The sequence below is a fragment of the Caproicibacter sp. BJN0012 genome (assembly GCF_035986805.1).
In the GTDB taxonomy this organism is placed as follows: Bacteria; Bacillota; Clostridia; order Oscillospirales; family Acutalibacteraceae; genus Caproicibacter.
Genome location: NZ_CP142518.1, coordinates 43,090 through 60,670 on the forward strand (window position 1 = coordinate 43,090; position 17,581 = coordinate 60,670).

The window sequence follows — 17,581 nt, forward strand, 5'->3', positions numbered from 1 at the left end:
AGTGAAACATCGGGAAAAGATGTGGAACTCCAGCTTTTTGATCCTTTGGCAGGGACAGCTTGTCTCTACGGCGGGCGATGCGGTTTACAGCATTGCGCTGGGCTTCTGGGTGCTGGCCGCCACGGGCTCCACCGCGCTGATGGGAACGCTGATGGCGGCCTCCACGCTGCCCGGCGTGCTCGTCTCCCCGTTCGCGGGCGTTCTGATCGACCGCTCGCATAAAAAGAGGCTGTTTATTTTGATGGATATCCTTCGCGGAGCCTGCGTCCTGCTGCTCGCGGCCGCGGCCTGGCGCGGCCGCCTCGCCGTGTGGATGGTGTTCGCGGCGGGGGTCATCCTGAGCCTGTGCGGCGCGGTGTTCCAGCCCGGAATCCTGTCCTCCGTGCCGGATCTTGTTCCGAGGGAAAAGATCGCAAACGCCAATTCCGCCTTTTCCGTCGTGACCTCCGGCTCCAACCTGGCCGGCAGCGTCGCGGGCGGATTTCTGTATCAGGCGCTCGGCGCGCCCGCGCTGTTTCTGTTCGACGGGCTGTCCTTTCTGTTTTCGGGCGGCTCGCTGGGTTTTGTCGGCATTCCGGACGGCAGACGGACCGAAAAGGTCAGCTTCCTTGAAGATATGAGAGACGGCTTTCGCTATATTTGGAGGCAGCCCGGACTCCGGCTGATTCTGGCGGCCGCCGCGGTGTGCAATTTCTGCTCGTTCGTCGGCATCACGCTGATCCTTCCGCTCTGCCGCGCCACGCCCTTTCTCGGTTCCGGCGGATACGGCGTGGTGACGGGCAGCTTTATGAGCGGCACGATGCTCGGCTTCATCCTGTTTTCCGTGGTCGCGCTGAAACCGGGGATGATCGTGCCGGCCTACGTCGCGGGATGCCTTGTCAGCAATCTGGGCTTCATCGCCGGGATCAACCAGAATTCGCTGTTTCCCATGGTCGTGCTGGTTGCTTTGGGCGGCTTTGCCAATTCGCTGATCAATGTTCTCTTCATGACCGCCGTACAGAGCTCGACCGCGCAGGAGGTGCGCGGAAAGGTGATGTCTTTTATGGCGATGATGACGCAGGGGCTGACCCCGTTCGCAATGGCGCTGGGCGGGATGCTGGGCGAGGCGTTCCCGCTGCGCGCGGTGATTTCCGCCGCGTTTGCCGGTTCGCTGATTTTTCTGCTGTTCACCGCCTTCAGCCGGAACTGCCGGGAATATATGGCCGGGGACGGAGCCGCCGCGGTTCCCGGAGCGGAAGACAAGCCGGAGCCATAATTTTGAATCCTGATTTTCTTTTCCCCATGAATTTTCCTCCTTTTCTGACGTATCATAAAAATGAGGAAAATTTTGGGAATGGCGGTGGGCGCTTGAAAACCGTTTTGATTCACAGAAAACCGCGCACCCGGCGGGGGGAGACCCTGTTGGGCATTCTGGTTGTTGCGGCCGGGCTTGCCCTTTTCATCCTTTTGACGGCGGCGCTGTGCCGGCCGGTGACGGCTCTGCTCTCGAACCCGGGCCTCATGCGCGCCGCCGTCCAGCAAAAGGGCTTTTGGGGGGTTTTGATGTTTTTCGGCGTCGAAGTCCTTCAGGGGTTCCTGCCGATCCCTCTCGAGGTGACGACGGTCGCCGCCGGCTATATTTTCGGCCCGCTGGGCGGCTTTCTTCTGACTGCGGCCTCCGTGCTCTGCTCCACCGCGCTGGTCTTTTATCTCTCCAAGCTGTTCGGGGAGCGTTTCTTTCAGTTTTTGTTTCCGCGCGGGAAAAGCCCGTGGATTCTGCGGGACGAAAAAGCGCGCGGCTGGGCGACCTGGATCGTGTTTCTGGTGCCCGGCCTGCCGAAACGCCTGTTCATCTTTTCCGCCGCGCTGGTGCCTCAGAGATTTTCGGATTTTCTGGTGATCTCCACCCTGGCCCGCATGCCCGCGCTGCTGGTCTGCTCTTTCGGCGGGCATGCGCTCGGCAGCGGGAACTACGGCCGAGCGGTGCTGCTGCTCTGCGCCGTGGCGGTGCCGGCGGCTGCGGCGTTCCTCATTTACCGCCAGGCGACAGGGAGGAAGAATAGATAGAAAAGAATGAGTATGATAAAATACAAAGCGGAAAAAAGCCAGTAAAGAAATTGAATTCGTTGTGCGGTGCGGCCCTGCGATTTTCTTTCATAATATATTTCTAATATTTTGGTTAATGCCAAAACGAGCAGCCAAAGAAAAAGCATGAAAATCGCAAAATCTTTCAAGGCGGACCACTTCTTTCTGAAAAACTTTTCGTCTTTCCCGGTTCCGCGCAGCGGCTGCGGACCATTTTCCTATTTTTCCGTGTGCTGACTTCCACACCTGTTTTCCCGGTTTTTTGCGCTGCGGGGCGGCGGCATCAAAAACGGGAATCGATGAATGAGGTACTTTAACATGATAGCGGCCGCGTCGAGCGCCGCCACATACCAAAACTCCGGAGGCGGGACCAAAAGCGCGCAGCTGGTCATCGCGAGGATGTTGGATAAAATGAAAACGGCCGTGTGCTTTTCCGTGAAACGGAGGCCCTTTCCACCCAAACGGCCTCGCAAGCCAGAAGTAGAATCGCGGCGGCTTTTGCCATGATGACAGTTAAACCCGGATCGGCCCAGAAGATAGCCTGTTCACCTCATTTCAAATCCCACTAATATACCGATTGGACCCCCCGTTTTGTTACACATTTTTCTGAAAAATTTTATAAATTCAGGTCACCGTGCGGCCGCTTCGGCGGCGCTGCCGTTCCGCGCGCGGCCCGCCTGGAGAAAAGGCGCAAAACACGGAGACTTTTCGCCTTTAGCCGATAAAAGTGTTGACTTGAGTCGGAAACCATTTTATAATGAAAAACAATACATTCAAACGAAAGCAAGGGAGTGGTACGTTTGATCACCGGAGCCGAAATCATGGTCAGATGCCTTGAAAGCGAGCAGGTCGGGCTGGTATTCGGCTATCCGGGCGCGGCCATCTGCCCTTTTTACGATTCTCTGTCCCAGTCGAAGATCCGCCATATTCTGGTGCGGCAGGAGCAGAACGCCGCGCACGCCGCGAGCGGCTACGCCCGCGCCTGCGGGAAGCCGGGCGTGTGCGTGGCGACCTCCGGGCCCGGCGCGACGAACCTGATCACCGGGATCGCGACCGCGTACATGGACTCGATCCCGCTGATCGCGATCACCGGGCAGGTCAACCAATGGCTCTTGGGACGCGACGTGTTCCAGGAAGCGGACATCACCGGCGCGTGCGAATCGTTTACGAAGCACTCCTATCTGGTCAAGGACGTTTCCGATCTGCCGCGCGTGTTCAAGGAAGCGTTTCACATCGCTTCCACAGGAAGGCCCGGCCCGGTCCTGATCGATATCCCGACGGACGTGCAGACGGCTGAGATCGGGTCGTTCGACTATCCCCAGAAGGCGGAGATCGCCGGGTACAGGCCGCGCACGCAGGGTCACGCCGTGCAGGTCCGCCGCGCGGCGGAGGCGGTGCGCAAGTCGAAGCGGCCGCTGATCGTCTGCGGCGGCGGGGTCGTGAGCGCCGCCGCGCGGGAAGAGCTGATCTCGTTCGCGCAGGAAAATCAGATCCCGGTGGTTTCCACCATGATGGGCCTCGGCGTGATGCCGATGGACAGCCCGCTCTACTTCGGCATGATCGGCATGCACGGGCACGAAAACGCCAACCGCGCGATTCACGCGGCGGACTGCATCCTGCTCTGCGGGGCCAGGGTCGGGGACCGCGCGGTCAACGATCCGGAAAAAATCACGGAAAAATCCATGATTATCCACATCGACGTCGACCCGGCGGAAATCGGCAAGAACATGGATGTGGATATTCCGATCGTCGGGGACGTCCGCCTGGTGCTGAAAAGCCTTGCGCAGCAGATGGGCGCCGCGCCGGAGACCGGCGAGTGGGTGCGGCGGCTGGCGCGGGACAAGGCGGAGTTCGTCCCGCACGGCACGCCGCAGAACGGCACGGGCTTTGTGGAGCCGCGGTCGTTCTTCCGCGCGCTTTCCGCCATGATGCGGGAAAACGCGATCCTGATTTCCGACGTGGGCCAGAACCAGATCTGGGCGGCGTCCAGCTTCAACGTGAAGCTGGGGCGGTTCCTCACCTCCGGGGGGCTGGGAACCATGGGGTATTCCCTGCCGGCGGCCGTCGGGGCAAAGCTGGCCAAGCCGGACCGGCAGGTGGTCTGCATCTGCGGGGACGGGGCGTTCCAGATGTCGATGTGCGAGCTTGCGACGCTCTGCGAAAGCGGCGCGGAGGTCAAAATCGTTTTAATGCAGAATTCCCGCCTTGGGATGGTTTGGGAACTTCAGAACAGGTATTACGGGGGGCGCTGCCCCGCGACGGAACTTGAGGGCAACCCGGATTTTGTCGCGCTGGCGGGGGCCTACGGCATCCGGTCGGCGCTGGCGGACTCCAACGGTTCCGCCGAGCGCCTCGCCCGCGAAATGCTGGAAAGCAGAGGGCCGTTTCTGCTGGTGTGCCGGGTCGATCCCGGCGCGCCGACGCTGTGAGGGAGGGGAGCCGCATGAAACACACTCTTTCCGTTCTTGTGGAGAATCAGCCGGGCGTCCTTTCCCGCGTGGCGAGCCTTTTCGCGCGCCGGGGCTTCAACATCGACAGCCTCGCCGTCGGGACGACGCAGAACCCTAAGATCTCCCGCATGACCATCCTGGTCGACGGCGACGATCATCTCGTGGAGCAGGTGGAAAAGCAGCTGAACAAGCTGATCCCGGTCATCAAGGTGAAGGTTCTGGAGCCGGGGGCGTTCGTCAGCAGCGAACTGACGCTGGTCAAGGTCGCCTGCAAGCCCAAGCAGCACGCGGAGGTGCTCAACGTCGCGCGGCTGATGGGCGCGGACGTGATCGACGTGGCCGCCGCCTCCCTGACCCTGCGGTTCGCCGGCGACGAGGAGCGGAGCCGCACCCTGCTGGAGCTGCTGACGCCCTACGGCCTGCGCGAGGTCGTGCGCGCCGGGTCGATCGCAATCGAAAAAGGGTCCGGGGTATTAAAGAACAATAAGGAATAACAGCGGAACACCTATGCAAAGCCATTATTCTTTATTTAATAAATTTATAGCCGAAAGGCCAGGGGGAATGTAAAAATGCCAAAGATCTATTATGAATCCGACTGTGACATCAATCTGATGAAGGGAAAGACAGTCGCGATTATCGGCTATGGCAGCCAGGGCCACGCGCACGCGCTGAACCTGCACGACAGCGGAGTCGACGTCATCGTAGGCCTTTACGAAGGCAGCAAGAGCCGCGCGAAAGCGGAAGCCGCGGGGCTGAAGGTCCTCACTGTGCCGGAAGCGACCAAGGCCGCCGATATTATTATGATTCTGATTCCGGACGAGAGACAGGCCGACATGTATAAAAAGGACATCGAGCCTTATCTGACGGAGGGCAAGGCCCTCGCGTTCGCGCACGGCTTCAACATCCACTTTAAGCAGATCACGCCGCCGAAGAACATCGACGTGTTCATGATCGCCCCGAAGGGTCCGGGCCACACGGTCCGCAGCGAATACACGGCGGGCAAGGGCGTGCCGTGCCTGATCGCGGTGGAGCAGGACTACACCGGCCACGCGCACGACATCGGCCTGGCGTACGGCGCGGGACTCGGCGCGGCGCGGGCGGCCATCATGGAGACGACGTTCAAGATCGAGACGGAGACCGACCTGTTCGGCGAGCAGTGCGTGCTGTGCGGCGGCGTGACCGCCCTGATGAAGGCCGGGTTCGAGACGCTGGTCGAAGCGGGCTACGCGCCGGAAAACGCCTATTTCGAGTGTATCCATGAAATGAAGCTGATCGTAGACCTGATCTACCGCGGCGGGTTCTCGCTGATGCGCTACTCGATCTCCGACACGGCGGAATTCGGCGACTACGAGACCGGCAAGCGGCTCATCACGGACGAGACAAAGAAGGAAATGAAGAAGGTCCTCTCCGAAATCCAGGACGGCTCGTTCGCGTCCAAGTGGATCGCGGAAAACAAGAACGGACGCGCGCATTTCAGCGCCTGCCGCCGCATCGAGGCCGAGCATCAGCTTGAGTCCGTCGGCAAGGAGCTGCGCAAAATGTATTCTTGGAACAACGACCCGATCGACTGAGCAGCGTACCGCTGCATCTTCGGCCCGCTGGTCGGAATCTCCCGAAAGCGAAAGCCGGGAACGCCGTAGGCGCGAAAAGACACTATGTGTCCGCCGTAGGCGCGAAAGACACTATGTGTCCGCCGGGCGCGAAAGACGCTGTGCGTCCACGATTCAGATAGCCCGCCGAAGCGTATGCTGTGGGAATAAAATCAGGCCGCGCGGATGCATCAGCATTTGCGCGGCCTTCTGTCGGCGGCCCCCGTTTGGCGGACCATGGGATGGACCGGGGAATAGAGAACTTTCTTACATACACTGTGCCCAATGCACCGGCATGCCCGCGCCGCTCCCCTCGCCGGACTGTTCCCGTCAGGGCTTCGGCCAATGGAGGAAGGGCGCTCCGAATTTTAAACTTCTTTTCACGCTTCGCACTCGCTTTCCCGCCCGGCCCCGTTCCGGGCGGAGAAAGCCGGCCCGTTTCCCTCAAGGGGAAGAACCGCCGGCGGGCGGCGTGCCGCCGCTCCCTTCAGCCCGCCGATCGGAACGGCAGAAAACCGTTCGCTTTGTTTGGCGGGACAGAGGTTGGGAACTTCCGATAGGCGAAACCGCGTCCGCTCGTTGGCACGTTCGTCCGGAGAACCGGCGCGCACGCAAGGACTTTGCCTTTGGGAGACTCCCTGAACCGTCCTGCCAAACCAAGCCGCAAATTCTCGCCGGTTCTGTATGGCAGGCTGAAGATGCAACGGTGCGTTGCCCGCAGGGCACAAAAAAGCACCGGTACGGAAATTTTTCATTCCATACACCGGCGCGCGTGAAAAGCAGGTTGTTTTTCGCTCCCGCCTTTTTCCCCCCCTCTATACAAAAAGAAGAAAAAGAGGTATACTATTACCTGCAAATGCGCGGTTTTTACCGCTGTGTATGGAGGCTGCTTCTCCGTATGCAGGGGGCGGGGTGTTCCACCACCCTGTCCCTGCTTTGCACTTTTTATTGTGCTCTACGATTCCTATTATAATCCTGTATTTACCAAAATTCAACTATAAATCTCTTCATTGATCTTGTTTATGAATTTTTGTTGGTCCAAGGCCCGGAGCCCCTTAACCGAAATTTCTTCTATTATCTTTCTTTGTCCTCAGGCCGGACGGCCCCGTACTTTCGTAATCAGACGAAAGTACGCAAAGGCTGAGTCGGGGGGGACTTCAACTTCCCAACGGGAGGGGTACCTAAACGTCCCCCTGCACCCCGGCACCTGTCATGAAGTAACAACGAATTCTTACGCAAGTGCTTCCCATTGAACGATTCCCAATCTTACGCCGTATGTAAAAAGGTAACTTTTTGAAGAATTTCAGCTTTTAGGTAAATACTTTGTGGCTTTAATTTTTCAGCCCCCGTCGTCCATGAAAAGCTGTTGTTAGAAGAACAGAAAAAATCTTTTTGACGGCTCCTGGGGGGTTCAGGGGGACCATCCGGTCCGGACGCGCCTACGGCATGCACGGCTTAAAAAGCATTGTTGCTTCCCTGTTTTTCGCCGCTTCGGGAACGTAAATCGTAGATGCAGCGGTAGGCTGCCCCCCGTGCGAACTTTGCCTCCTTTCGTTCAAGGGTGAATTAAAATAGCAAGTGCAACAGGAGGGTAGAAAGAGTCCACAAAAAGCCAAATCCATGATACAGTAGGAGTTGAAAAGACACCACTGAAGGAGAGGCTTTTTATGGACTACCACCATCTTACACCAAAAGAGCGCGCATTGATAGCCCAATTGTGGAATAACGGGATCAGTATGAGGCAGCTTGCACGCAGGTTGCAAAGGGATCCGGGCACAATCAGCCGGGAGATCAAGAGGAACCGTTCGGGACAAAAATATCTTAGCGTTCCGGCACGGGCCCGGTACCTTGAACGGCGAATGGAATGCCGCCGGAAGAGGCTGTATCAAAACCCACGTCTGACAGCTTACATATCCGAAAAGCTTGAATTGTCATGGTCGCCCGAACAAATTGCCGGAAGAATCCGGTTAGACTATCCGGATGACCGGGACATGAAAATCTCGCACAGCAGCATATATCGGTGGCTACGCGCGGACTTGCTGCCACGTTCCGTACAACTTACGATGAAACTGCGTCACTATGGCCGTCAGCATGGAGAAACTCGTGGGTACAAGGCCGGGGCGCGGGAAATCCGGGAGAGAAGCAAAGAAGCTCTACGCAGAAAGAGACTTGGAGACTGGGAAGCTGACACGATCGGGTTCGGACAAGCAAAACGCGCTTATTTGCTGAATGTGACCGACCGAAAAAGTCGATACTGCTGCCTGGCCGTCCTGCGCAACATCAGACGGGAAGAAGTCATGCGGGGCTTTGAGTTCTTCTTTGAAGGCGGAAAGGTTCCGCTCCGCACGGTAACGTCGGATCGAGGGATCGAATTCAACTGCCACCGTGAATTTGAGAGCCGCTTTGAAGCGTTGTATTATTACACTCGCCCAGCCTCTCCGTGGCAGAAGCCAACTGTGGAAAATACGAACGGATTGATTCGTCAGTTTTTCCCCAGAGGAACCCGTTTTACAGAACTTACCCCAGAAGCCGTGGCATTTGTCATGGAGCGTCTCAACGACCGCCCGCGTAAATGTTTGAATTGGAAAACTCCTGCTGAAGTCATTTCTTCTTATCTGTTGCACTTCACTTGACAATTCACCCAAGACCGAAAGGAGGGGCCTGCGCGGCCTGAGCGCAAGAGTAGAAGTAAGAAGAAATTAGGGTTAAGAGCCACCGAGCCTCAGGTCCGCAAAAGATCGGCCCTGTCCGGCCTGAGCGCAAAAAATCCCTCGTCCGCCGCAGGCAGACAGGAAGCATCATAACCGGAAAACAGAAAGGACGGAAAATGAAGATGCAGGCTTTGGATCTGAACAAGCTCAATCAATTCTGCAAGAGAGAAATCGGCCGCTCCGGCGCGCGGGTCTCCCTGCTGGTCCACGACCTGACGGAGGGAAGGGACCTGATCTCCATCGAGGCCGGGCACCGGGTCGTTTCCGCCAGCACGATCAAGACGGCGATCATGCTCGCGGCTTTCCGGCTCGTTCTGGATGGAAAACTGAGCCTGTCGCAGACGGTCCGGGTCCCGGAGGAAGAGGTCCTTGACGACACCCTCGTGTTCGACGCCGGGATGCGGGAATGCTCGCTGGAAGAAATGATTACCTGGATGATCGTCAACAGTGACAACACCGCCACCAACGTTCTGATCGACGTTGTCGGAATGGAGGCGGTCAACGGCTTCTGCGCTTCGCTCGGGCTGAAATCGACCGGCCTTCAGCGTAAAATGCTGGATGGCGCCGCCGTCCGCTCCGGCCGGAACAACTACACCAGCGCCGCGGACCAGCTTCTCATCTACTCCGCCCTTTTCCGGGAGTCCATCCTCACACCGGGGCTGTGCGGGCTGGCGAAAAGCATCCTGCTGCGCCAGAGGGACTGCACCATGGCTCTGCGCTATCTCTGCGGCGGGGAATCCGTTTCCTTCGCGCACAAGACCGGCGGCCTCGACTTCCTGAGGCATGACGCGGGCATTTTCGATCTGCCCGGGCAAGCCTACTATTTCGGCTGTTTCGTGACCGGCTGCATGGAGGAATCGGACGAAAATCCGGTCGCGGAACGCCTGATCGGAACGCTGAGCAAAGCGGTTTACGAATCTTTCGCCGCGAAAAAATGTAATACAATGTAATTTTTATACTTGCTTTTAGGCACTATATAAATGTTCCCACATGATATTATTTATAATTATAGATTTACTTCGCAAGGAAGAGCAAGGGTGCTCGGCTGGCTGCCGGGCACCCTTTTGCTATCAAACGGGTTTTTACAGGAATGAAAAGGAGAGGTTACCTATGAAAAAGAGGAAAAGGCTTTTGGCGTTCCTCCTGTCGGCTGTCCTTCTGGCCGCGGCGGCGACGGGCTGCGGTCAGGCAAATTCCGGCGGAACGTCCTCATCCGCCTCCGGCGGCTCGGCTTCCTCCGCGAAGAGCGAGGCGGGCGACACGATTCTGTACGGGGCTTCCGCCGATCCGCGCGGACTGGACCCCGCGCTGGTCGACGACATCCAGTCGGTCAAGGTCATGAGCAACATCTACGAGGGTCTGCTCAAGTACAAAAGCGATTCCACCGACATCGAGCCCTGTCTGGCGACCTCCTGGGACGTCAGCGACGACGGGCTCACCTACACGTTCCATCTCCGCAAGGGAGTGAAGTTCCAGGACGGGACGGATTTCAACGCCGACGCGGTCGTGTTCAACATCGAGCGCCAGCTTCCCCCGAAGGTGGAAAAGGACATGGGCTACGCCTCCTTTGTCTACGGCTCCGTCAAGGACGTCAAGGCGGTCGACGAAAGCACGGTGCAGATCGGCATGAAGGAACCCTGCACGCCGTTCCTCCGGAATCTTGCCATGAATCTGGGGGCGCCGCTCGTCAGCCCGAAGGCGCTGCAGGACAGCAAGAACAATGTCAACGAAACTCCCTGCGGGACGGGTCCCTACAAATTTGTGAAATGGGATAAGGACCAGGATATCGTTCTGGTGCGGAACGACGATTATTGGGGCGGCAAAGCCAAATGCAAAAACGTGATTTTCAAGACCATCAAGGATAATTCCGCGCGCGTCGTCGCGCTGAACAACGGGGAAGTCGACATCATCGACGACTTCGACCACACGGTGGTGGACCAGATCACCGCTGCCGGAGACAAGGTGGAGAAAACTCCCGGCATGAACATCAACTACCTGATGTACAACTGCACCCGCGCGCCGTTCAACGACCCGAAGCTGCGGGCGGCGGTTTCGGCCGCGATCAATGTGCCGGAGCTGGTCCAAAGCCTGTATCAGGGGTATTCCGAGGCGGCGACCTCCATTCTCCCGACCTTCATGCCGGGCTATGACAAGAGCATCTCCCAGGTAGCCTACGATCCCGATTCGGCGAAAAAGACGCTTCAGGCGGCCGGAATCAAAAAGATCAGCATAACGACCTACTCCAGCGCCCGCCAGTACAATCCGGCGACCGGACAGACGCTCGCGGAGGCGGTCCAGGGGTATCTTTCCAAGATCGGGATCACCTGCACCATTGATTCCTACGACTGGACGACGTTCAAATCCAAGCAGGAGGAGGGCAATTTCGACATCTGCTTCGGCGGCTGGATCGGCGACAACGGCGACCCGGACAATTTCCTCAATCTGCTGTCCGACCAGGACCCGGGCATGAACGTCGCGCGCTACAACGACAAAACCTACACGGACCTGATCACAAAGGCGGTAAAGATGCCGGACGGGGCCGACCGGAACGCGGTCTATGTTCAGGCGCAGAAATATGCCGCGGAACAGGCGCCGTGGCTGCCGATCTCCCACGCGATGATCCTCTACGCGGTCAGCCCGAACGTGAAGGGGTTCAGTCTGCACATGACCGGCATGACGATGCTCGCGAACGTATCCAAGGGCTGAGCAGCGTACCGCTGCACCTACGGCCCGCCGGTCAAAACGGCAAAAATCCGTCTGCCTTGTTTGGCGGGACGGAGATTGGAATCTCCCGAAGCGAAAGCCGGGAACGCCGTAGGCGCGAAAAGACACTATGTGTCCGCCGCAGGCGCGAAAGACACTGTTCGTCCGGCCTGAGGACAAAAAGAGGAGCCGTCCCGCAGCGGGTCGGCTTCTCTTTGTATAAACAAAAAATAAAATTACACCTTGTTATGATTTCGCGGGCAGCCATGCCTTGACGGTGTCCTCGTTGTCGTTCATCCAGGCGCGGGCCGCTTCAAGCGGGTCACTGGCGTCCTCGACGGCGCCCATCAGATCGCCGAGCTGGTCGCTGGTCATCTTGAATTTCGTCAGAAATTCCGCGACTTCCGGCGCGTCCGTGTCAAGCCCTTTGCGGGAGAGCTTGTGGATGGACTCCGCGCTGCCGTAAACGCCTTTCGGGTCGTCGAGGAACTTCAGGTCCCACTTGGCGAACATCCAGTGGGGCTGCCAGCCCGTCACGACGATCGGCTGTTTCTGGTCGATGGCTTTTTTCAGCGCCGCCGTCATGGTCGGGCCGCTTCCCGGCATCAGCTTGTAGCCGAGGCCGTATTCCTTGATCGCCTTGTCGGTCGCCGTCATGATCCCCGCGCCGGAATCGATGCCGACGATGGTTCCGTCGAAATCCGATTTCGCATTGTTCAAGTCTTCGATGCTGTTGATTTTGACATAGGACGGGACGACAAGCCCGATTTTCGCGTTGTCGAAGCTGACTCCGTAATCCTTTAGCTCAGAGCCGTATTTCGCCATATAATCCTTGTGGGTGACCGGTAGCCAGCAGTCCAGGAAAACGTCGGTGCTGCCGTTCGCCAGCGAGGCGAACAGGGGCGCCACGTCCGTTTGGACCTGCTTGACCTCGTATCCCATTTTATCCACCAGGATCGCGTTCATCAGGTTCGTCATCGCGATTCCTTCGGACCAGTTCACATAGCCGATCTGAATCACCGGCTTCGACTTTCCGCCGCCGGAGGTTTTGCTTCCCGCCGCGGAGCTCTCCTCGCCGGGCTGCGAGCAACCGGCCAGCAAACCCAAGCATAGAATTCCCGTTAGGAAGACCGCTGCAATTGATTTTTTCATTTCAATCCCCTTTCTGTATTTTATATCTGAAACCCCAAAGGACGTTTTTTGATGAGGCTATTTCGCGTTGAGCTTTTTGGCATTGGACTTCCCAAGCCCCTGCGTGATGCGGTCCAGAACCATGGCGAGGATGACGACGGCCAGCCCGCCCTCGAATCCCTCGCCCACCTTGAGCTGGGTGATACCCTGCAGCACGATGATGCCGAGGCCTTCGGCGCCGATCATGGAGGAGATGACCACCATGGAGAGCGAGAGCATGATCGTCTGGTTCAGCCCCGCCAGGATGGTCGGCATGGCGAGCGGGATCTGCACCTTGAACAGCATCTGGTTCCCCGTGCAGCCGAAGGAGCGCGCCGCCTCGATCACGTCGCCCGGCACCTGCCGGATTCCCAGGTTGGTCAGCCGGACGGCGGGCGGCATGGCGAAGATCACGGTCGCGACCGCGCCCGGCACCACGCCGAGGTCGAAGAAATAGACCGCCGGGATCAGATACACGAAAGCCGGCATCGTCTGCATAAAGTCCAGAATCGGCCTGACGATGCGGTTGACCGTTTCGCTGCGCGACATCCAGATGCCAAGCGGGATCCCGATGACCAGCGCGATCAGCGTGGAAGTCACCACCAGCGCGAGCGTTTCCATGGTCTCCGTCCACAGGCCGATCGAAACGACGATCAGCAGGCCGGCGGCGGTAAAGATCGCGGTGCCGCGTCCCGCCAGGCGCCACGCGAGCAGCGCCAGGATCAGGATCATGACGTAAAACGGCAGCCAGCCGAACAGCGTTTCAAAAGAGGTGATGACCCAGAGCAGGACCATTTTGATTCCGCCGAAAAATCCGGCCCAGTTGGCCGTCATCCAGTCGATGGCCCTCTCCACCACGTCCCCGATCGGAAGTCTAATCATTTTCATTCTCCTCTCCGAGGATCCCCGAAAGAACGGATACTTTCATGATAATGCCCATTACCTTCCGTTCCCCGTCCACCACCACGATCGGGTATCTGGAATTGATGACCAGAGGAAGGAGCGCCTGGATGGATGTGTCCGGCGGAACGGTCGCTACATTCGTGTCGATGGCGCTCTTGATGCTCTCCGGGTCGTGGGCTCCCGATTTGAGCAGCTCCACCGCGTTGTCGATGGAAAGGATCCCCTTCAGGTGGCGCTCCCGGTCCACGACGAAAATGCTGGAGATGGAAGCCTCCCGCATCTTGCGCACCGCGACCCGGACTCCGTCCTTCGCGTAGGCGATCGGGTCCGGCCGCTTCATGATGGTGGAGGCGGTCACGACCTTGACGCGGTTGACGTCCTGCACAAATTCCCTGACATAGTCGTCGGCCGGGTTCGTGAGGATGTCCTCCGGGGTGCCGGTCTGCACGATGACGCCGTCCTTCATGATCGCGATCTTGTCCCCGAGCTTCAACGCCTCGTCGAGGTCGTGCGTGATGAAGATGATCGTCTTGTGCATCCTGGCCTGCAGCGCCAGCAGTTCGTCCTGCATCTCCTTTCGGATCAGCGGGTCCAGCGCGCTGAACGCCTCGTCCATCAAAAGGATGTCCGGGTCGTTCGCCAGGGCGCGCGCCAGGCCGACGCGCTGCTGCATGCCGCCGGAGAGCTGCGAGGGCATGCGGTCCTCGTGTCCCTCCAGGCCGACCAGGCGAAGCGCCTCAAGCGCCTTTTCCCGGCGCGTTTTCGAATCGACGCCCTGAATCTCCAGCCCGAATTCCACGTTGCTTTCCACCGTCCGGTGCGGCAGCAGCGCGAAATTCTGAAAGACCATCGCGACTTTTTTGCGGCGGATGTTCAGCAGCGCGTCCCTGCCGCAGTCCACGATGTTTTCGCCGTCGATCAGCACTTCTCCCGAAGTCGGGCGGATGAGCAGGTTCAGGCAGCGGATCAGCGTGGATTTTCCGCTCCCCGAAAGCCCCATGACAACAAAGATCTCTCCCTCTTCCACTTTGAAATTCGCGTTGTTCACGCCGACTCCATGCCCCGTTGACTTCAAAATTTCGGCTTTTCCCTTTCCGCCCTCCAGCATCGGAATAATCTTTTTGGGGTTGGAACCGAATATTTTATACAAATTTTTGACTTCAACTTTTGGCATTTTATCACTCCCTTTTTGAACAACTCAAGAACCGTGCGAATGAAACATACAACTCTATTATAGCTTGTAAGTTGCAGGGTGTCAACCTCAGCCCTTTTCTAATGTAAATATTTGGAAAATATTTTCGTGAATTATGAATTGCATCCTCGCTGGAGTTGAGGTAAAATGACTTTTGCAAGCCCGGATGACCGGGGGATGATGCGCATATGATAAGAGCAGGGTACCAAACAAAGTCCTGAGAGGGAATACTGGAGGGATTTTCATGTGGGATCGTTCGATTTTAAAATCAAACGCAAAGGTGGTGCTTCGGGGGCGGTACTGGACAGCGTTTTTGGTCACGCTCCTCTTTGCGGTGCTGGCCGAATGGCTGAACTGGGCAGACAGCGGTTTCCGGCGGCTGTTTGAATCTCAGGCCTGGCACGGCGGGGCGAGGCATCTGTTCCGCTGGTCCCCGCTGGAGGGGCTCGGAGGCTGGCTCTGCATATTCTATGTTATTTTTATCGTGCATCCGCTCCTGATCGGAGCCGCACGGTATTTTGTCCGCAATCATTTTGAGCCGGCCCGCACGGAGACCCTGTTCAGCGGTTTTCAGTGGAATTACGGGAACGGCGTTGGCGTCCTGTTCATCACGCGCCTTTTTATCATCCTGTGGACCTTTCTCTTCATCATTCCCGGCATTGTCAAACTGGTCCAGTACAGTATGGTTCCGTTTCTTCTTTCCGACAACCCCTCCCTGCCCGGCGAACGGGCGCGGGAGATCAGCCGCAGAATGACCGACGGGCAGAAGGGCGCCATTTTTGTGTTCTGGCTGTCGTTTCTCGGCTGGTTCCTGCTCGGGGCGCTTTGCTTCGGCGTGGGGATCCTGTTTATCCTGCCCTATTTCAGCGCGTCTCAGTCGGAGCTTTACCTGCTTCTGCGCGGCCGGGCGCTGGGCCTCGGCTTTGTCCGGCCGGAGGAGCTCTGCCTGGCTCAGTCGGCTTCCCGGCCCTGAATCCGCCTTGATAGAATTCCCTGATTTGCCGGTTTCATGCCGGGGGCAAAATGACGGACAAAAATAAGAAGAAAATGAGAAAAATCAAATTTTTCCTAAAAATCCCAGATTTACTGCCGATATACAATTATCAAGCAGTAAGGCAGGGTTGTCTATGGCGGTGGAAAATATCTCGTCGGTTGCCTCTTCGGGCAGCCTGGTCCCGGACTCCAGCCAGAGCTCAGAGCAGGACCGGATCACCGAACTCGTTCGGCTGGAGCAGGATGTCCAGAAGCTGAAATCCGACTATAAGGATAAAGCGAAAAACAACGGGATGTCGCAAATTGATATCAACAGCAAAATCAGAAGATATGAAAAGCTGATTGCGAAAATCGAGCAGGAAATCCGCCAGATCAAAAAAAGGGTCTCGTCGAAGCCGGTCGAAGTGAGGAAAAACGGCGAAGCCGCGGACGGCGCTTCCGGAAAGAGCGACAGTGCGGTCCTTTCAATGGCGGCCCTGAAAACGTCTTACCGGATGCTGTTCCCGGAGCCTTCCGGCGCGGAACAGCCTGAAGCGGAGCTGGCGGCGCAGACGAGAAACAATCTGGACCAGTTGGTTTAGCGTGAAAAATCCCCCGGCCTTTGGAAATTCCAAAAGCCGGGGGATTTTTTTCGGAAAAAGGTCACTGCCGCGTTTGTTCGTACAGCTCCTGAATCAGGCGGAGAATATTCTCGGCGGAGCGGGACTTGTCAAATCCCCTGCAAGAGGAACGCATGTCGCTCAGCTTCTGGCTGTCCGCCAACAGGGAGCGGATGGTCTCCCCGCAATCGTCGCCGTTTTCCAGCTTTACCGCCATATTGTGTGTCAGGAGAAAGTTGGCGTTGTCCTCCTCCTGGCCGGGGATCGCGTCGAAAACAGCCAGCGGTATGCCGCAGGCGAGCGCTTCCGATACGGTCAGTCCGCCGGGCTTGGTGATCAGCAGGTCCGAGGCGTGCATGTAATTTTCCACTTCGTCGGTGAAAAATACCAGCTTTGTCGGCTTCGGGCTCTCCGGAATCAGCTTTGCAAACTCCTCATGGAGCCTTCCGTTCCGCCCGGTGATGACGATGATCTGGAATTTCATGTCAAGCCGGACGATCTGCCGGTAAATTTTCAGAATATTGGTCACGCCGAAGCTCCCCGCCATCACCAGAATCGTGGGAAGAGCCTGGTCCAGCCCAATGCGTTTCAGAAAGGCCGCGTTATCCCCCTCCGAGAAAAAAACATTTTCCACCGGGATGCCGAACGGATAAATTTTTTCCTTCGGCACGCCCATGGCCTCCATTTCCGAGATCATGTCGCCGTTCGCGACCACGTAGGCGTCCACCCGGTCCGCGATCCAGGCGCGGTGAGGGCCGTAGTCGGTCATCAGGCAGATCAGCGGCGCGGTGACTGCTCCCGCCCATTTCAAATGCGAAATCATCTCGGTTGCGAACGGATGCGTCGAAATGATGACGTCCGGTCTTTTTTCCTCCAGAAGCGGAATGAGCTTCTGGCTGAAAACGCCGCTGAACCGCGACACCAGGCTGGACAGGAGGTTGTCCTCGTTGGTCCTGCGGTAAAGCTGGCCGAACACTTTCGGCGTTTTGGTCGCGAGAAAATGATATCCGTCGCAGACGGTCTTGTCCAGGACGCTGCTGATGCTTTTCAGCGCGTCGACCACATCGACCTCGCATCCGGAGGAATGCTCTGAAATATAAGCCTGAATGGCCCGGGAAGCGCGCACGTGCCCGCCGCCGGTGGCCGCTGTCAAAATTAATAGTTTCACGGAAACACCCCTGAATTTTATCTTATACGAAGCTTTCTT

General features: G+C 57.7%; 15 protein-coding genes. 10 read left to right on the forward strand and 5 right to left on the reverse strand.

What is annotated here, in order from left to right; all coding sequences use genetic code 11:
• Position 1 precedes the first annotated feature (1 nt).
• From VA597_RS00230 to ilvC, 5 genes are all read left to right on the forward strand, one after another.
• Positions 2–1,255, forward strand: coding sequence for an MFS transporter (locus VA597_RS00230; protein WP_128741064.1), 1,254 nt, complete (start codon positions 2–4; stop codon positions 1,253–1,255).
• 104 nt (positions 1,256–1,359) lie between these two features.
• The gene (locus VA597_RS00235) at positions 1,360–2,046 is read left to right on the forward strand and encodes a TVP38/TMEM64 family protein (protein WP_326974924.1); all 687 of its coding nucleotides are present in this window, start codon (positions 1,360–1,362) and stop codon (positions 2,044–2,046) included.
• Between the two features lie 818 nt (positions 2,047–2,864).
• The gene (ilvB, locus tag VA597_RS00240) at positions 2,865–4,493 is read left to right on the forward strand and encodes a biosynthetic-type acetolactate synthase large subunit (protein WP_128741066.1); all 1,629 of its coding nucleotides are present in this window, start codon (positions 2,865–2,867) and stop codon (positions 4,491–4,493) included.
• A 14-nt stretch (positions 4,494–4,507) separates the two neighbouring features.
• Positions 4,508–5,008: an acetolactate synthase small subunit gene (ilvN, locus tag VA597_RS00245; RefSeq protein ID WP_128741067.1), complete on the forward strand. Its 501-nt coding sequence runs from the start codon at positions 4,508–4,510 to the stop codon at positions 5,006–5,008.
• A 75-nt stretch (positions 5,009–5,083) separates the two neighbouring features.
• Entirely contained in the window at positions 5,084–6,085 is a 1,002-nt protein-coding gene (gene ilvC / locus VA597_RS00250) for a ketol-acid reductoisomerase (protein ID WP_128741068.1), read from the forward strand.
• 398 nt (positions 6,086–6,483) lie between these two features.
• Here ilvC and VA597_RS00255 read toward each other — a convergent pair whose 3' ends face one another.
• On the reverse strand, positions 6,484–6,714 hold the full coding sequence (locus VA597_RS00255) for a hypothetical protein (RefSeq protein WP_326974925.1): 231 nt from the start codon (positions 6,712–6,714) through the stop codon (positions 6,484–6,486).
• 1,056 nt (positions 6,715–7,770) lie between these two features.
• On the opposite strand from VA597_RS00255, the gene VA597_RS00260 reads away from it, so the two are divergent.
• From VA597_RS00260 to VA597_RS00270, 3 genes are all read left to right on the forward strand, one after another.
• Positions 7,771–8,736: an IS30 family transposase gene (locus tag VA597_RS00260; protein ID WP_128741069.1), complete on the forward strand. Its 966-nt coding sequence runs from the start codon at positions 7,771–7,773 to the stop codon at positions 8,734–8,736.
• Between the two features lie 194 nt (positions 8,737–8,930).
• Positions 8,931–9,764, forward strand: a complete 834-nt coding sequence (locus tag VA597_RS00265) for a serine hydrolase (protein ID WP_128741070.1) — start codon at positions 8,931–8,933, stop codon at positions 9,762–9,764.
• A 160-nt stretch (positions 9,765–9,924) separates the two neighbouring features.
• Complete coding sequence (locus tag VA597_RS00270; protein ID WP_128741071.1) at positions 9,925–11,520, forward strand: ABC transporter substrate-binding protein; 1,596 nt, start codon at positions 9,925–9,927, stop codon at positions 11,518–11,520.
• A gap of 243 nt (positions 11,521–11,763) precedes the next feature.
• Here VA597_RS00270 and VA597_RS00275 read toward each other — a convergent pair whose 3' ends face one another.
• The 3 genes from VA597_RS00275 to VA597_RS00285 are packed head-to-tail and all read right to left on the reverse strand — an operon-like array spanning position 11,764 to position 14,764.
• Positions 11,764–12,669 (reverse strand): glycine betaine ABC transporter substrate-binding protein, encoded by a 906-nt coding sequence (locus tag VA597_RS00275; RefSeq protein WP_128741072.1) that lies wholly within the window; start codon positions 12,667–12,669, stop codon positions 11,764–11,766.
• Positions 12,670–12,726: 57 nt separating this feature from the next.
• Positions 12,727–13,569, reverse strand: a complete 843-nt coding sequence (locus VA597_RS00280) for an ABC transporter permease (RefSeq protein WP_128741073.1) — start codon at positions 13,567–13,569, stop codon at positions 12,727–12,729.
• Positions 13,562–14,764, reverse strand: a complete 1,203-nt coding sequence (locus VA597_RS00285) for a quaternary amine ABC transporter ATP-binding protein (protein ID WP_128741074.1) — start codon at positions 14,762–14,764, stop codon at positions 13,562–13,564. The genes VA597_RS00280 and VA597_RS00285 overlap by 8 nt, the downstream gene beginning before the upstream one ends.
• Before the next feature lie 262 nt (positions 14,765–15,026).
• Between VA597_RS00285 and VA597_RS00290 the strand changes: the two genes are divergently transcribed.
• On the forward strand, positions 15,027–15,755 hold the full coding sequence (locus VA597_RS00290; protein WP_326974926.1) for a DUF975 family protein: 729 nt from the start codon (positions 15,027–15,029) through the stop codon (positions 15,753–15,755).
• 154 nt (positions 15,756–15,909) lie between these two features.
• Positions 15,910–16,356, forward strand: a complete 447-nt coding sequence (locus VA597_RS00295; RefSeq protein WP_128741076.1) for a hypothetical protein — start codon at positions 15,910–15,912, stop codon at positions 16,354–16,356.
• A gap of 61 nt (positions 16,357–16,417) precedes the next feature.
• Here the strand turns inward: VA597_RS00295 and VA597_RS00300 are convergent, their stop codons facing one another.
• On the reverse strand, positions 16,418–17,542 hold the full coding sequence (locus tag VA597_RS00300) for an MGDG synthase family glycosyltransferase (protein ID WP_128741077.1): 1,125 nt from the start codon (positions 17,540–17,542) through the stop codon (positions 16,418–16,420).
• Positions 17,543–17,581: the final 39 nt, after the last annotated feature.

Bases quoted from the DNA above. Each gene is read 5' to 3' on its own strand.
- VA597_RS00270 (WP_128741071.1), top strand. From the start codon at position 9,925: ATGAAAAAGAGGAAAAGGCTTTTGGCGTTCCTCCTGTCGGCTGTCCTT.
- VA597_RS00295 (WP_128741076.1), top strand. From the start codon at position 15,910: ATGGCGGTGGAAAATATCTCGTCGGTTGCCTCTTCGGGCAGCCTGGTC.
- VA597_RS00265 (WP_128741070.1), top strand. From the start codon at position 8,931: ATGAAGATGCAGGCTTTGGATCTGAACAAGCTCAATCAATTCTGCAAG.
- VA597_RS00275 (WP_128741072.1), bottom strand. From the start codon at position 12,669: ATGAAAAAATCAATTGCAGCGGTCTTCCTAACGGGAATTCTATGCTTG.
- VA597_RS00285 (WP_128741074.1), bottom strand. From the start codon at position 14,764: ATGCCAAAAGTTGAAGTCAAAAATTTGTATAAAATATTCGGTTCCAAC.
- ilvC (WP_128741068.1), top strand. From the start codon at position 5,084: ATGCCAAAGATCTATTATGAATCCGACTGTGACATCAATCTGATGAAG.
- VA597_RS00280 (WP_128741073.1), bottom strand. From the start codon at position 13,569: ATGATTAGACTTCCGATCGGGGACGTGGTGGAGAGGGCCATCGACTGG.
- VA597_RS00290 (WP_326974926.1), top strand. From the start codon at position 15,027: ATGTGGGATCGTTCGATTTTAAAATCAAACGCAAAGGTGGTGCTTCGG.
- ilvN (WP_128741067.1), top strand. From the start codon at position 4,508: ATGAAACACACTCTTTCCGTTCTTGTGGAGAATCAGCCGGGCGTCCTT.
- VA597_RS00260 (WP_128741069.1), top strand. From the start codon at position 7,771: ATGGACTACCACCATCTTACACCAAAAGAGCGCGCATTGATAGCCCAA.